The sequence below is a fragment of the uncultured Pseudoteredinibacter sp. genome (assembly GCF_947500695.1).
In the GTDB taxonomy this organism is placed as follows: Bacteria; Pseudomonadota; Gammaproteobacteria; order Pseudomonadales; family Cellvibrionaceae; genus Pseudoteredinibacter.
In genome coordinates, this window is the sequence record NZ_CANMSS010000001.1 from 506,487 (window position 1) to 521,214 (window position 14,728).

At 46.6% G+C, this 14,728-nt stretch carries 12 protein-coding genes; 8 read left to right on the forward strand and 4 right to left on the reverse strand.

Annotation, left to right across the window (positions count from 1 at the left end; translation table 11 throughout):
* Window positions 1–7: 7 nt before the first annotated feature.
* Window positions 8–1,069 carry a zinc-binding alcohol dehydrogenase family protein gene (locus Q1A08_RS01840; protein WP_299768875.1) on the reverse strand — a complete coding sequence of 354 codons (1,062 nt, stop codon included), beginning with the start codon at window positions 1,067–1,069 and terminating at the stop codon, window positions 8–10.
* 110 nt (window positions 1,070–1,179) lie between these two features.
* Between Q1A08_RS01840 and Q1A08_RS01845 the strand changes: the two genes are divergently transcribed.
* Window positions 1,180–2,124 carry a LysR family transcriptional regulator gene (locus Q1A08_RS01845; protein WP_299768877.1) on the forward strand — a complete coding sequence of 315 codons (945 nt, stop codon included), beginning with the start codon at window positions 1,180–1,182 and terminating at the stop codon, window positions 2,122–2,124.
* Window positions 2,125–2,808: 684 nt separating this feature from the next.
* On the opposite strand, the gene Q1A08_RS01850 is transcribed toward Q1A08_RS01845, so the two are convergent.
* The 3 genes from Q1A08_RS01850 to Q1A08_RS01860 form a co-directional block, all read right to left on the reverse strand.
* Complete coding sequence (locus Q1A08_RS01850) at window positions 2,809–3,375, reverse strand: hypothetical protein (protein ID WP_299768880.1); 567 nt, start codon at window positions 3,373–3,375, stop codon at window positions 2,809–2,811.
* A gap of 18 nt (window positions 3,376–3,393) precedes the next feature.
* A complete protein-coding gene (locus tag Q1A08_RS01855) occupies window positions 3,394–4,026 on the reverse strand; it encodes a hypothetical protein (RefSeq protein WP_299768883.1) in 633 nt (210 codons plus the stop codon).
* Window positions 4,027–4,185: 159 nt separating this feature from the next.
* A complete protein-coding gene (locus Q1A08_RS01860) occupies window positions 4,186–5,244 on the reverse strand; it encodes an AraC family transcriptional regulator (RefSeq protein WP_299768886.1) in 1,059 nt (352 codons plus the stop codon).
* 171 nt (window positions 5,245–5,415) lie between these two features.
* On the opposite strand from Q1A08_RS01860, the gene Q1A08_RS01865 reads away from it, so the two are divergent.
* The 7 genes from Q1A08_RS01865 to Q1A08_RS01895 all read left to right on the forward strand — a co-directional run bounded on the left by Q1A08_RS01865 (window position 5,416) and on the right by Q1A08_RS01895 (window position 14,721).
* Window positions 5,416–7,872 (forward strand): TonB-dependent receptor, encoded by a 2,457-nt coding sequence (locus Q1A08_RS01865; RefSeq protein ID WP_299768888.1) that lies wholly within the window; start codon window positions 5,416–5,418, stop codon window positions 7,870–7,872.
* Window positions 7,873–7,970: 98 nt separating this feature from the next.
* A complete protein-coding gene (locus tag Q1A08_RS01870) occupies window positions 7,971–9,086 on the forward strand; it encodes a glutathione S-transferase family protein (RefSeq protein ID WP_299768891.1) in 1,116 nt (371 codons plus the stop codon).
* 230 nt (window positions 9,087–9,316) lie between these two features.
* Window positions 9,317–10,918, forward strand: a complete 1,602-nt coding sequence (locus tag Q1A08_RS01875) for a sulfatase (protein ID WP_299768894.1) — start codon at window positions 9,317–9,319, stop codon at window positions 10,916–10,918.
* Window positions 10,919–10,941: 23 nt separating this feature from the next.
* Window positions 10,942–11,637, forward strand: a complete 696-nt coding sequence (locus Q1A08_RS01880) for a glutathione S-transferase N-terminal domain-containing protein (RefSeq protein WP_299768896.1) — start codon at window positions 10,942–10,944, stop codon at window positions 11,635–11,637.
* Window positions 11,638–11,685: 48 nt separating this feature from the next.
* Window positions 11,686–12,534: a type 1 glutamine amidotransferase domain-containing protein gene (locus Q1A08_RS01885; RefSeq protein WP_299768899.1), complete on the forward strand. Its 849-nt coding sequence runs from the start codon at window positions 11,686–11,688 to the stop codon at window positions 12,532–12,534.
* A 17-nt stretch (window positions 12,535–12,551) separates the two neighbouring features.
* On the forward strand, window positions 12,552–12,944 hold the full coding sequence (locus tag Q1A08_RS01890; protein WP_299768901.1) for a hypothetical protein: 393 nt from the start codon (window positions 12,552–12,554) through the stop codon (window positions 12,942–12,944).
* Between the two features lie 4 nt (window positions 12,945–12,948).
* Complete coding sequence (locus Q1A08_RS01895; protein ID WP_299768904.1) at window positions 12,949–14,721, forward strand: arylsulfatase; 1,773 nt, start codon at window positions 12,949–12,951, stop codon at window positions 14,719–14,721.
* The last annotated feature ends 7 nt before the right edge of the window (window positions 14,722–14,728 follow it).

Here is a 14,728-nt window from a genome sequence, read left to right on the forward strand (position 1 = left end):
TAAGTGATTACTGATCATTAAAACCACTTAGGACCAACTTTCCAATAGACGCCCCTGATTCTAATATTCGATGTGCTTCTATTAAATTGCTGGCATTAATGCAGCCTAGATTTTTACCTAGCGTAGATCGTATGGCTTTTTGATCAATGAGCTCTGCAACCTTGCTCAATATTTTCCCTTGTTCTGCCATGTCCTCGGTTTCAAACATAGATCGGCTAAACATAAATTCGTAACACAGCGATAGGCTTTTGGGTTTTAGTAATGTGAAATCCAAGTTGGTTGGATCATCAATTAGCGCGATACGTCCAAAGGGCTTAAGCAGTTCAACAAATTGCTCGAAATATTGCTCGGTGTGACTTAGGCTTGCGATATGAGTAACTTCTAAATTTAGCTGATTAATTTGGGGGCCTAAAGCTTGGCTGTGATCGATAATATGGTCGGCGCCAATTTCCGATAGCCACTGCTTGCTCTCGGGGCGCGATGCCGTTGCGATGACCGTTGCATTACTCAGCTGTTTTAACAATTGGATTAGAATTGAACCAACGCCACCTGCCGCTGCCGTTACCAACACTACTTCATTTTGATTATTAGTATCTGTTTTCATGGCAATGCCCAGTTTTTCAAAGGCTAGTTCCCAAGCTGTAATCGACGTGAGGGGCAGGGCGGCGGCATGCTCGGCTGGAATATGCTTAGGCGCTTTCGCCACAATTCGCTCATCAACAAGATGATATTGGGCATTGCTGCCTTGGCGGTTTAGATCGCCGGCGTAAAAAACGAGTTCACCAATTTCAAATTCTGTACTGTCTTCTGCTTTAGCAACAACGCGGCCAAGGGCATCCCAACCCAGCACCTTGTATTCGCCATCTTCCGGAGCAACCATTTGCCGAATTTTATAGTCCACCGGGTTCACCGCTATGGCGGCTACCTCGACCAATAAATCACGACCCACCGGGGCAGGGGTGGTCAGCTCTGCGTCAATCAGTGCCGAAGGATGGTCGATCGCCAAAGACTGTTGATAGGCCACGGTTTTCATTGTGTGCGGAATGTTTGGGGTGTTTGCTTTGTTCACGTTTAAATCTCTCTTGAATGACAATGCCTGCAGTGTAGAGATTGTATTGAACGCTAAAAACAGTCTAATGTTTGATTCATTATCTAAATGTATTTGATAAAAGGTAAATTTTGAACACAGAAGATCTAAATATCGCCATTATGGTGGCTGAGCTGGGCAGCATAACTGCAGCTGCAAAACGCCTAGATTTACGTAACGCCACGGCGAATGCAGCATTAAAGCGCCTCGAGAAACAGTTGGGTGTAGAGTTGTTTATACGCACAACAAGGAGCTTACGCTTAAGCCAGGCCGGTGAGCAGTTTATTCCACAGTGTAAGCACGCCTTATCTATATTAGAGGGTGCTAAACTACAAGGCTCGAATACGAGCGAGTTAATCAGTGGGGAACTCAAGCTCGCCGTTTCCTCAGATTTCGGCCGCAATCTGTTATTGCCATGGCTTGATCTATTTGTAGAACGCCACCCAAAATTAAGTCTCAACTTAAGTATCGATGATCGCCAGGTCGATTTTTACCGAGACGGCGTAGATATTGCCATCCGATATGGATCGCCCAAAGACAGTAGCGTTTACGGCTTTAAGCTTTGCGACGTGCCTGGCTTATTATGTGCGAGCCCAGATTATCTAAAGCAATATGGCGAGCCAAGAAGCCTAGACGAGCTAAAACAGCACAATGCTTTACTGTATCAGCTGCATGGCCTGAGTCACGATCTATGGGAGTTTACGCATCAAGGCAGCAGCCACAGGCTACGTATGCACAGTAACCATATGTGCAACGATGGCGACATTGTTAGGCGCTGGTGCATCGCGGCTAAAGGTATAGCGGTAAAATCCAGTTTGGATATGGCAAACGATTTAATCGCTGGCCGGTTAAAAGTGATCATGGAAGACTATCGGCCACCGGTAAAAGAGCTTTGGTTAATCTGCCCAAGTCGGCAACTGATCACACCAGCTGTGCGAGCCTTAAGAGATGATCTGCGTAATCACTGTACACAGTTATTATCGCAGCTTAAGGAGAATGGTTTTTTAAAGGCTTATAACGGACTAGAGGCCACGTAAAATAAGGTGTTGAGCGGATATAGTGGTTTGGGGGCTTTATCTGTATTGATGCGCATAATGTATATTATGTTAAATTATATATTATGGGCTAACACACCCTTAAACGTTATTCCAGTGGACGACCCCATAAAGTTGTGTGCTTTTTGCTCGTAAATTTGTGTATTTCCCCACAATGTTGATTATCTGTAATACAGGGTTGTCCGAGCCCTATTTGAGCTTGAACTTTCTTCCCTATATCCGAATGAACCAAAGCGTGTTTAGAGAATAAAACTGTTTCAGAAGCGTTTTCAGATTTCCGGGGGCTGAAACAACGGATCCGAGCAGTTTATGGTCCCGTGGGGCTGAACAACTGAAGTAAAGAGGTGGTGTTTTTTTGCGTACTAATTGTGCAAACTAGGTAGAGTGCTCAATTTGGCTCGCAAAATACCAATAATCCGTTAAAATCCTATTATTACGGATTATATTTCACCCCTACTTTGAGGCATTTCATGTCTAAATCAGGCCAAGCGCGTGTACCTACTCGAGAACAACAAAGCCACCTCTTTCAAGTGATTCGGGAGCACCGTCATCCGGAAAAGAACACGGCCATCATGCAGATAAGCTTCAAGCTAGGACTGCGGGCCCAGGAGATTGCACTCTTACAAGTAAAAGAAGTTGCTAAACTTAATCCTTCGGGAAATGACTTCAAACTCCTAGAGATAATGTGACTATACTAAAATAAATAGAGCTGCTTAGGGCGTAAAGATAACCTCCGGATATTTTTTCGTCAAAAATTATCTTATCGAAATTAAAGGAATAAACCAGAGCAAACATAAAGATAACAAGCGGTACGGAATACAAAAACCTAGTCCACTTACAAAAATAGGCGAATATTTGTTGCAGTATCCATTTGAATAGCCATAATACCAACTTATATTTAAGACAACTTTTTTTTGCTTGGTTTTTAAAGTCCAGCAGGCGCTCTCGTTTAACTAAATACTCCAGCTCCAACTTTTCTTTTACATCACCGTTTTTATTTGCTATATCCCGAAGCGCCTCGTAATTTTCTGAAGTCTGTTTATGCTGGATTTTTCCATCAACAAGAATTTTTAAGCAGTCATAGTCATCTTGAGAAATAGAGCTATAGTCCCATGTCGAGTTCCCCAGATCCGAAGCCTCAAATACAACTCTCCCTTGACTCTTTTTAAAACCGAAAACACTCTTTCCGACAATATGAATATCTGAAAATTTTAAATTTGCCTTTTTAGGCAAAGAAATGGCTGAAGCCCACTATCCCCTTTGAACATAAACATTGCTAAAGAAGTAGCTGTTTAGAACCGTAGTATTTGATATGCTAATTCTTTCAAATGTCGAGTTTTGAATGCTTCCGCTAATTTCAGAGTCTCTAATGCTAACCCTTTCTCCCGTAGCGTTGCTAATTACTAAACCCTGCCAGTAGAAAAACTTTGATTTGTCTACATCTATGAACTTTATGTTCATAAGGATAGATACAACTCCATAAAACTCACAGTTTGAAAGCCTCAATGAAAGGTTTTGTGAGTAATTTGGTTGTTGGCCTAAAAATAATGATTGAAGGAAAACGCAGTTACTAAAATCAAAATACCTATGGCTAAGGTTTCGACCCAAATTAACGGTCCCCATGAAAATTATGTTTTCGGCGTTTGTAAAAAATTCTTCCAGTTGGGGGCCATGATCAACCCTGAATGTTACAATTCCGTATCGATGAAAGGGCTTAATAACTCCCCCTGATTGGGCGTAGGCAGCTTCTATCTGATCAATTCTTGACTTTTGAGAGGATTGCAAAAATTCCGCTAGCTGATTTATGTCTCGCAAGACTTCATAATCAATGATCTGAGATTTTATATCGAAAGAAATTTTATCGCGCTCTCCAATCAAATCCATTTGTTCGGTCTCCGTCAATTCAACAAACTTATTGAATTCAATGTCACATCCCAAGATACCACCTCCGTGTGCGCACAGGTAAAATTGATTAGAGTACTAAAAACGCAAGAATAGTGTCAAAGAGAATAATGCCTATATTCAGAGCTATAGAAATCTTTATTATTTCAGTTTATCTAGAACTCGCATTTTTTTCGCATACTCGCGAGGGGAATAACCACCCCGGCCTTTAAAGAAATTTGACAGCGCCGCCGTGTCGGTAAAGTGCAAACGCTCAGCTATGGCGCTGATGGACAATTCAGATTTAGTCAGATAATGCTTGGCTAACTCTTCACGGGTTTTATCGTAAAGATCCTGATAGCTGGTGTTATGTTTTTTTAATCGATATTGCAGCGTCCTTACGGGAATATTCAATGTTTTCGCAACTTCGCCAGCGGTGACGCCCTCGTCATTAATCAGGGTCCGAATAATGCGCCCGACACGTTGCACAAAACTCATGCCCTGACCCACACTGGATTCCAAATCCCGCGTCGAAATCCTTTTTGCATCAAGGGATATTTTATTAAGTGGATTCCGATAATGGGGCGCTTGAAAATCTTCGTGACTTAAATGGATTGCATTAACGTCCTGATTGAAAAAAAGATGCTCTCCGAATACTTTTCGCAACGGCTGAACATTTGTGGGAGCAGCGTGTCTGAATTGTGCATACCGAGGAACCCAACCCGCTCCCAAAGACTGACGTAAATTCTTACAGGTAACTGCAAGACTTAGCTCAACCATCTGAGTAATGGCCGTATTCCTTGGCGCGGATTGAAAGGTATCTAGCTTGAGTTGAGTGATTTCCATATTCAGGGAAACACCCGCCCGTCCCTCATCCACAATATGCATTGTCATTGCCTGGGTATGTATCGCTAGGTTATCCGTCAGCAATTTAAGATATTCCCCTACAGTGCTTGCATTACGGGCTAACAGCCACAGCGGCCCCAGCGTATCGTGGCCTTTTATTGCTGCGATCTTGAGCCCGAAAAAACGATCACCGCAGGTCTTTGCCGCCTCTTCGAAAAGATCGTTAACTTTAATTTCATTAATTTGAATGTCTGACTGGTATAACGCCGCCGGATTCAGCTCGACCCGCTTGGCAAGTTCCACGGGATCCTGGCCGGCTTTCTCGATTAATGCGGCCACGCCCTCTAATACATAACTGGGTATATTGTCTGACATCACTCCTCTCCCAAACTTTGCAGTCATCCTACAAAGACAAGCTCCCCCAACAGAATATTGCGCAATACTACAATTAAGTTGCGCAATATTACAGATTACCACAACCCATTACCTCTAGCATTGGCATCTGAGCTGGATCTTGGCTCAGAACAATAAAAAATGAGAGAGTAGATGATGAAAATACACACGGTTAACAAGAATCTGTTATCACTCAGCATCGCAGCGTCAATCGCAATAGCGGCTCCTACACTAGCTATTGCAGACGACTTGATGTTGGAAGAAATTGTCGTAACCGCCCAAAAACGTGAGCAAAGCCTTCAAGATGTACCAATCTCCGTCAGTGCTGTAGATGGCGAGAAAATGGCAGAAGCAGGCATCAGTAATCTGGAAGATCTATCCGCCTATGTACCCAACTTCCAACAAGCCAACTCGCCCTTAGGGCAAGTGATATCGATTCGCGGTGTCAGCTCTGGTATTAATCAGGGCTTTGAACAATCGGTTGTGCAATATGTGGATGATATTGCCATAGGTCGTGGCCCTATGGCCCGTATGCCGTTTATGGATCTGGAGCGCGTTGAAATCTTGCGTGGCCCACAAAATGTGCTGTTTGGAAAAAACAGTATTGGCGGCGCCATCTCTATCACCACCGCCAAACCCACTGAGGATTTCGAAGGCAGCGTTCAGGTCGAACACGAAAATAAGTACGGCAGTAATGAAATTCAAGCCATGGTATCCGGCCCACTGTCAGACACCGTAGGCGCTCGTCTGGCCATTCGAGCTCATCAGGAAGACGGCTACTTTGACAACACCACTAACGGTGATGATGAGCAACAAAAAGACGAACTGACCGCACGTCTGACCCTGGATTGGACGCCTACCGACACCTTTAATGCCAGCCTGAAACTGGAACACAGCAGTTTTGATTTTGAAGGCCGCGGTGAAGAAGTGATTGCCGGTTATGATTCCGTTAGCCCACTATTTACGGGTATGAGCTACGGTGAAATTGGCGAATACCTGACAGCCGTAACCGGCCAGGACATCGGCTATGAGGACGGTACCCAAAACCGTAAACGCCAAACCAATAACGACGAATACAGCGATAACGAAACCAATCAAGTCGTGCTGACCATGAATTGGGATTATTATGAATTTACCATCACCAGTGTTACCGGTTATGTAGATTACGAGCTGGACGAAGATACCGATCTCGATCTGTCAGGCCTCGAATCCATACGCGCCGCCCAACAAGAAAAGTTCGATCAAATTAGCCAGGAAATTCGTTTTACCTCCCCGGGTGGTGAAACCGTTGATTGGATTGCCGGAGCCTATTATCAGTCGTGGGATCTGGAATACGGCCAACAAAATATTGTTGATGATGAAAACCTTACTTCTGCGCTGAGTGATATTGGTCTTGGATTGCTGGCACCCTTTGCGCGCGTTACCGGTTTTAATCCCGCAGCATCTCTGCTGGCCAACTACGGTGTAGGTGCTCCATTCCTGGCTGCGACCGCCGCCGGCCGTCAACTCTTTTCCCTGAAGGAAATCAATAACACCAGTAACAACAGGGATTATAGTGGCACAAGTGATACCTATTCTGCCTTCGGCCAAGCCACCTGGAATGTGAACGAAGAAGTACGCCTGACCTTGGGTGCCCGTTATACTCTGGAAGAAAAAGACGCCGAACGCTCACTGACCATTTATGACACCAGCGGTGGCGGCCTGACTCCGGCCGGTATTGAAACACAACTGGTTATGGGTGGTGTTTTTGGCATTGAAAACCATGCCGTTAAGGATGACCGCCGCGAAGAGTCTGTGACAGGAACCTTGATTGCCGAATGGGATGCCACCGAAGATTTAATGCTTTACGCCTCGGTCAGTAACGGTTTTAAAGCTGGCGGTTTTGATGCCCGTGCAGGTCGTGCCGATGATTTCGAGTACGAAGACGAAACCGTTATCAACTACGAAATCGGTACCAAAGCCGAACTGCTGGGTGGTCGCGCACAATTAAATGCCGCCATCTTCTACACCGATTATACAGATCTTCAGGTCAGTCAGTTTGATGGCACCGTGGGATTTGTAGTGGGTAATGCCGCCTCCGCTCGCTCACAGGGTATCGAACTGGACGGTCGTATTATGTTGACCGAAGAGTTGTTACTGATCGGTTCCATGGCTTATCTTGATTATGAATTTAAAGAGTATGAAGGTGCAGCCTGTCCACCAAAAGTTACTTTGGATACCGGTTCCGTTACCTGTGACCTGAGCGGCGAGCCCAGCACCTTTGCGCCTGAAATGAGTGCCTCGATCACACTCAATTACATAACCCCTATCTCCGATGCGCTTAACTTGCATATGACAATGGACACGTCTTACCGCTCTGCGCAGTATGTAGAAGCAACACTGGAGCCGCTGATGGAACAGGATAGCGAAATCAATGTTAATGCCCGTATCGCACTGGAAGCGGAGAACTGGATGCTGGCATTGGTGGGTAAAAACCTGACCGACAATGACGACATTGGTTATTCCGCGGCAACACCGGTCTCAGGCAGTGCGTTGTTACAGGCACCAACTTACAGCGGTTATCAGGTAAATCCTCGCACGGTAGCAATCCAGGCTAAATACAACTTCTAATTTATAAATCAAAGAATTAAACCATCTCTCTGTTGGGCACTCGGTTCTCTACTGGCCAGTGCCTCTTTTAGAAAAAGCTAACCTATCTCGGTATACCCATGACGCTCCAAGATTATGAACTGGTTGCAGCACAGCACTCCTATTATTCAGCTAAAGTGCGTGCGTGTCTGCAGTACAAACGCCTGCCCTACCAGGAGATTGGCACAAACATCGAAACTATCCTCAATCGTGTTATCACGGCAACTGGTAACCAACAATTTCCTGTGGTGTTTTGTCCCGATGGCACAGTACTGAAAGACGGTTGCGATATTGTTGAGGCGCTGGAAGCTCGCCACCCTGAACGCCCCATCATGCCAGAGAATTCGCAACTTAAATGTGTTGCCAAACTGATTGAAACCCTGGCCGATGAATTTTTCGTCATCCCCATGATTTACTATCGCTGGGTACCCGAAGAGACCAAACAATGGGGCGTCGGTATGTTCCAGATGTTGTTGGGTAAGGGTATCGAAAACCCGGATATGGCTGCCCTGGCTGAACAGATGGGCGAAACCATCAGTTCAGAAATTCGCTCGCGCCTGCCCAAAGTTGGGCTCGACCGCAAACACATTCAGGATAAGGCGCAGGAAATTACCAAAGAAGTCTGCAGCCTACTGGATAAACATTTTGCCAAGACCCCTTACATGCTGGGTGATCACCCCACGCTCGCCGATTTGGGCATCATGAATACCATGTGGGGCCACCTGTATCTGGACCCATGTAAGGCCAGTATGTTTATCCGTAAAGATTACCTGCATCTGAATAACTGGATTACCAATATGCATTCCGGCGCCGGTATTTCAGATCAGGGCGAACTGTATATCGCCGACACCTTGGTTCCGCTACTGCGCTATCTGAGTGATACCTTAGCCAATATGATGACGGACACCCTAGCCGCCGCCGATAAAACCCTACCCGCAGCTGAAGCCGGAACCGAAGCACCCGCGGGTCTCGGCCGTATTGAAACCACGCTACTAGATGCCGAACTTTCCCGCCCGGCAACCAGCTACACAGCCTGGCGCTTACAGAAGGTTATTGAGCAATACCAGGCAATTCCTGCCACCCAAAAGCCAGCCATGGATGACCTGCTAAGCGATATCGGCTTCCTTTCCGTGTGTCAGCATCAGCCAAAATGGCGCCTGCAAAAAGATAATTTCAAACTGTTTGTCGCTTCTTAATAAACGCTTTTTCGCCCCCTGAACCGATTCCAGCTCAGGGAGCGAAAAGAAGCGTTAAGCTGCGTAAATCTACAACCTTTTTGCGTAATTTTACAACTTGATGCAAGCTGCCCTTCTACAATGAAGCTGTGTGTGCCATAAACCTGAGACATTTCATGAAGAAAACGCTGATCACATTACTTGCTCTGAGTGCCGTCGGTTACGCTGCCTACGCGCAACGTATAGACATCATGCTGGCTCTTATCAAATATCAATCGTCCAACGAAGTCTTTGCCGAAACCCGTGAACTGCCGTGGCAGCAGGGCCCTGCAGCATCAGAAGTGCCAGCGAATGAACGCCCACCCAACATCATTTTGATCGTCGCCGATGATCTCGGCTACAACGACATTTCGACCCTTGGCGGAGGGGTAAGCCGTACCGATGGCAGCATCGTACAAACACCGGGGATTGATCAATTAGCCGCCGACGGTGTGGTATTCAATCAATCCTATTCCGGCGCCAGTACCTGTGCACCTTCTCGCGCTATGCTGATGACCGGACGCTACCCAACCCGTACCGGCTTTGAATTTACACCAACACCAGGCGGTATGGGCTCGATGGTTAGTAGCATCAGTAACAATATGGATAACAACTTACCACCTGCGGTCTATGACGCTGCGTTGGATGAAACAAAACCAGACTATGAATTACAGGGTTTACCGTCATCAGAGATTACCCTGGCCGAAGTATTAAAAGACCAAGGATATTACACCGCCCACATAGGCAAATGGCATTTAGGAAATGATGGCGACATGGGCCCACATAAACAGGGCTTTGATGACAGTTTACTGATGACCAATGGGCTCTATTTACCAGAAGATGACCTTAACGTCGTTAACGCCAAGCTGGACTTCGACCCTATTGATCAATTCCTGTGGGCAAAATTAGGCTTCAGTAACTCATTTAATTCCGGCAGCGCCGATCAGTTCAAACCCGCCCGTTATATGACGGACTATTGGACTGACGAATCAGTAAAAGTCATCAAGGCCAATAAAAATCGTCCTTTCTTTTTGTATCTGGCCCACTGGGGACCACACACACCTCTGCAAGCCACACGAGAAGATTATGAAGCCGTGGGCGATATCAAGCCACACCGCAAGCGTGTTTATGCAGCCATGGTGCGTGCCGTAGATCGCAGCGTCGCACGCATTATGGAAACCCTAGAAGCCGAAGGTCTGGCGGACAATACCATTGTGGCATTTACCAGTGATAACGGTGGCGCCGGTTACGTGGGGCTGCCTGAAAGCAATAGTCCTTTCCGAGGCTGGAAGATCACCATGTTTGAAGGTGGCCTGCGTGTACCCATGTTTGTCAAATGGCCGAAGCACATTGCCGCCGGTAGAACCGTAAACACGCCGGTAGCGCATATCGATGTCATGCCTACCCTGGCTGCTGCTGCCGGTGCCGCTACACCTGAAGGCGTTGAGATCGATGGCAAAAACATACTGCCATTACTTGACGACGAAACAAGCTGGCCGCGTAAAACCCTGTTCTGGCAAAACGGTCACTATCAGGTGGTGCGTCATGGCGATTGGAAATTGCAAGTGAATGACCGCCCTACTGACGGCCTGCAAACCTGGCTCTTCAATCTAAACGACGATCCAACCGAACAAAAAAATCTGGTCAGTAATCATCCAGAAAAAGTCAGCGAGCTCTCTAAGCTACTTGCCGAGCATCAGGCAAACGCGCGCCCGCCTCTGTATCCAGCCGTGACCGACATGCCGGTGATGATTGATAAAACACTGAATGACACATTCGAACAAGGCGACGAATACGTCTACACGCCTAACTAGCAGAGAAATCGTAGAGAGAACTAATGAAAACACCCATGATTGATCTATACACTGCACCAACCCCCAATGGTCATAAAGCCTCCTGCACTCTCGAAGCTTTGGGTATGGAATACAACGTTCATACCGTTAACCTGCTGGAGAACGAACAAAAGACACCGGAATTTCTGGCGATCAATCCTAACGGCCGTATCCCGGCGATTGTTGATGGTGCTAACGATGATTTTGCGGTGTTTGAATCCGGTGCCATTATGATTTATCTGGCAGAACAAGCCGGACAATTATTACCCACCGAAACCAAAACACGCTCTAAAGTGATGCAATGGCTCATGTTTCAAATGGGCGGCACTGGTCCAATGATGGGTCAGGCTAACGTATTCTTCCGTTACTTTCCGGAAAAGATTCAGCCCGCCATTGATCGCTATCAAAATGAATGCCGGCGTTTATTTGAAGTAATGAATTACCACCTGAGTGACAACCAATGGTTGGCCGATGACTACTCCATTGCCGATATCGCTAACTGGTGCTGGGCACGAACTTACAAGTGGTCTGGCGTATCTATTGATGGTTTAGATCATCTTAACCGCTGGATGAGCACCATGACAGAACAGCCTGGCATGGCCAAAGGTATTGAAGTGCCGTTTAGTCTTGGCAATCTGCTAGACGATGAAGAAGAACAAAAAAACTTCACCAGTAACGCACAAGAATTACTGCAAAAATAGATATCAAAAAATTGCCTTGCCATGCAGGGCATAGACATGGGACACACAATGAAAACCTTAGTAAAGACTATCACAGGTCTATTTGCCTTTATTATTGTGAGCGTAATGGCTTTACCTACACTCCTGCATAATCTGGGATTGCATCCTGAATATCATGGCGAGAAACATTCAGCTGTAGGTAAACGCGCTCTGGTGATTACCACCAGCCATGCCATCTTAAATGCTGCTGGCGAGACAACCGGTAAAAAAACCGGTGTGATGGCCTCGGAAATGACTCACCCCTACTACACCTTTTTGGATGCCGGCATGCAGGTGGATGTTGCCAGTATTAAAGGCGGTGAAATCCCTGTTGATCCAGATACGCTCAAGTTTATGATCAAAAGTCCGGAAGATGATCGTTTCCTGAAAGACCCGGATCTTCAGGCCAAGGTCAAAAATTCTCTGCGCATTGATGATATTGACTTCACCCTTTACGACACAGTCTTTATGGCTGGTGGCTGGGGTGCTGCCTATGATATGGGCTATTCCGACGTGCTCGGTCAAAAGATCAGTGAGGCGTATTTCGGTAACCCAGACACCATTATTGGTTCGGTTTGCCATGGCGCACTGGGTTTAATCAATGCTACCGATGACCAGGGAAACCCTATTATTCGTGGACGCGCAATTACCGGTGTTACCGATAAACAAGTCAAAGAACTGGGCATTGAAGTAACCCCTATGCACCCGGAAACTGAACTGCGTAAAGTGGGTGTTAACTTTGAAAGCCAAACCGCTTTTCTCGACTTTTTTGCCACCCATGTTAGCGTTGATGCAGAACAGCGCTTTGTCACTGGACAAAATCAAAACTCCGGTTTGGAAGCCGCTCACAAAATTGTAGAAATTCTGGCCAAGCGATAACCAAGAAGGAAAATATAATGTCCAAAGCTATTCGCGCACTGGCCTTGTTGCCGGCACTGGCGTTCTTATTCACTGGATTAAGCTGGTTAACCCAGCCTGAGTCGGCCGCGAGCTCACTGGGGCTGCCCCTGCTTGATGGTGTAGCACGAAGCAGCCAGATTGGCGATTTGGCCGCTTTCTTTTTAAGCAGTAGCCTGATGATTTTAATCGGACTCGTAACAGAAAAGCGTATCTGGTTGCTGGCTCCTGCCATGCTGATCGGCCTCACGGCTATTTGCCGTACCCTCGCCTGGCTATTGCATGATGCCGCATTGCCAATGAACCTGATAGCACCTGAGATTGTTTTTAGCCTGATACTCCTATTGGCTGCTAGCCGGCTCCCTCAAGAGAGCCAACCACAGGAGTGTTAACAGCATGAAAAAAATACTCCAGGCATTAACGCTTTTAGGCAGCACTAGCATCATTTGTTCCGCCATGGCGACAGAACGTCCCAACATTGTACTGATCGTCGCCGATGATTTGGGTTTTACCGATACAGCCCCCTACGGTGGCGAAATCAATACCCCCACCATCAGTCAATTAGCACAACAGGGAATTCAATTTACCAACTACCACACCGCCGCCAGCTGCGCGCCAACACGCGCGATGCTGCTCACCGGTGTTGATAGTCATTTAGCCGGCGTGCCCAATATTCCTGAAGCTATACCGCCCGAGCAAGCCAAGCATGATCACTATCAAGGTTCGCTAAGCCACAATGTGGTTACCGTTGCCAGCTTGTTACAGGCATCCGGTTACCACACCTACATGAGCGGTAAGTGGCATCTGGGTAAGGAAAAACATCAGCTACCTTTTTACCGGGGTTTTGAGCGCACGGTAAGCATGAGCGATACTGGCGCCGATAACTGGGAACAAAAACCTTACCTTCCTATTTACAAAAAAGCCAACTGGACCGCTGACGGTGAAGAGTTTCAATTACCCAATGACTTTTATTCCTCGCGCTTTTTAGTTGATAAAACCATCGAGTTTATCGACAGTAATGCAGGGGATGAGCAACCCTTCTTTGCCTACATCCCCTTCCAGGCGGTTCACATTCCGATACAGGCACCGAAAGAATTTAGCGATCGCTATCTGGAAACCTACAAAGAAGGCTGGGAAGTCTTGCGAAAATCCCGTCAAGCCAATGCCAAAGCGCTGGGCATAGTGCCTGCTGACAGTGACATGGTAACCATGCATACGAACAGCGACTGGGATGCGTTAAGTGAAGACGACAAGCGTTATAACGCCAAACGCATGGCGGTTTACGCCGGTATGATTGAAGCCATGGATTTTCATATAGGACGCTTGGTAGATCACCTAAAAAGCACCGGGCAGTTCGAGAACACCATTTTTATTTTTACCTCCGACAACGGCAGTGAATACAATGGTCAGGATCGAGCACAAGGCATGCTGCAACGTTTTGCAATGTCTCTCCAAGGTTACAGTCTTGACTATGACACCTTAGGTGAAAAAGGCAGCTTTAACACCATAGGTCCAAGCTTCGCCAGTGCATCTGCCGGTCCCTTGGCATATTACAAATTCTATGCCGGTGAAGGCGGTATGCGTGTCCCCCTGATCATTGCCGCTGAAGCAATTTCAAAAAGCGCTCGCATAAGCAATGCGTTTACTTATGTAACCGATATCACCCCAACTATTTTGGACCTAACCGATACCAAAGCACCGGCACAACGCTTTGGCGGCAGACCGGTAGAAACCATCAGTGGTCGCAGCTTAACCCCACTTTTGAATCAGGAAAGCGATCGAATCTACCAATCTACAGATTATGTCGGTTATGAACTAGGGGGGCACGCCGCACTGTTTCAGGGAGACTATAAAATAGTGTTTAACCGTGGCCCGGTAGGCGACAATCAATGGCGCCTGTACAATATTGTTAGAGACCCTGGCGAAACCCGAGATCTTAGCTCTGAATTACCACAGCAGCTGCAAGCAATGCTCGGTAACTTTGAACAATACAAACGCGACAACAAGGTATTACCCGTACCTGTTGGTTACGATGCAGTAAAACAAACCGGACTTAACGGTGCTCGCAAGCTGTTAAAACCCAGTTTAACTATACTATTGCTCGCGGGCTTTATATTAGTGATGTTCAGGTTTGCTTACCACCAACGTCAAAAAAACAAGCAAACTTAACCCCCAC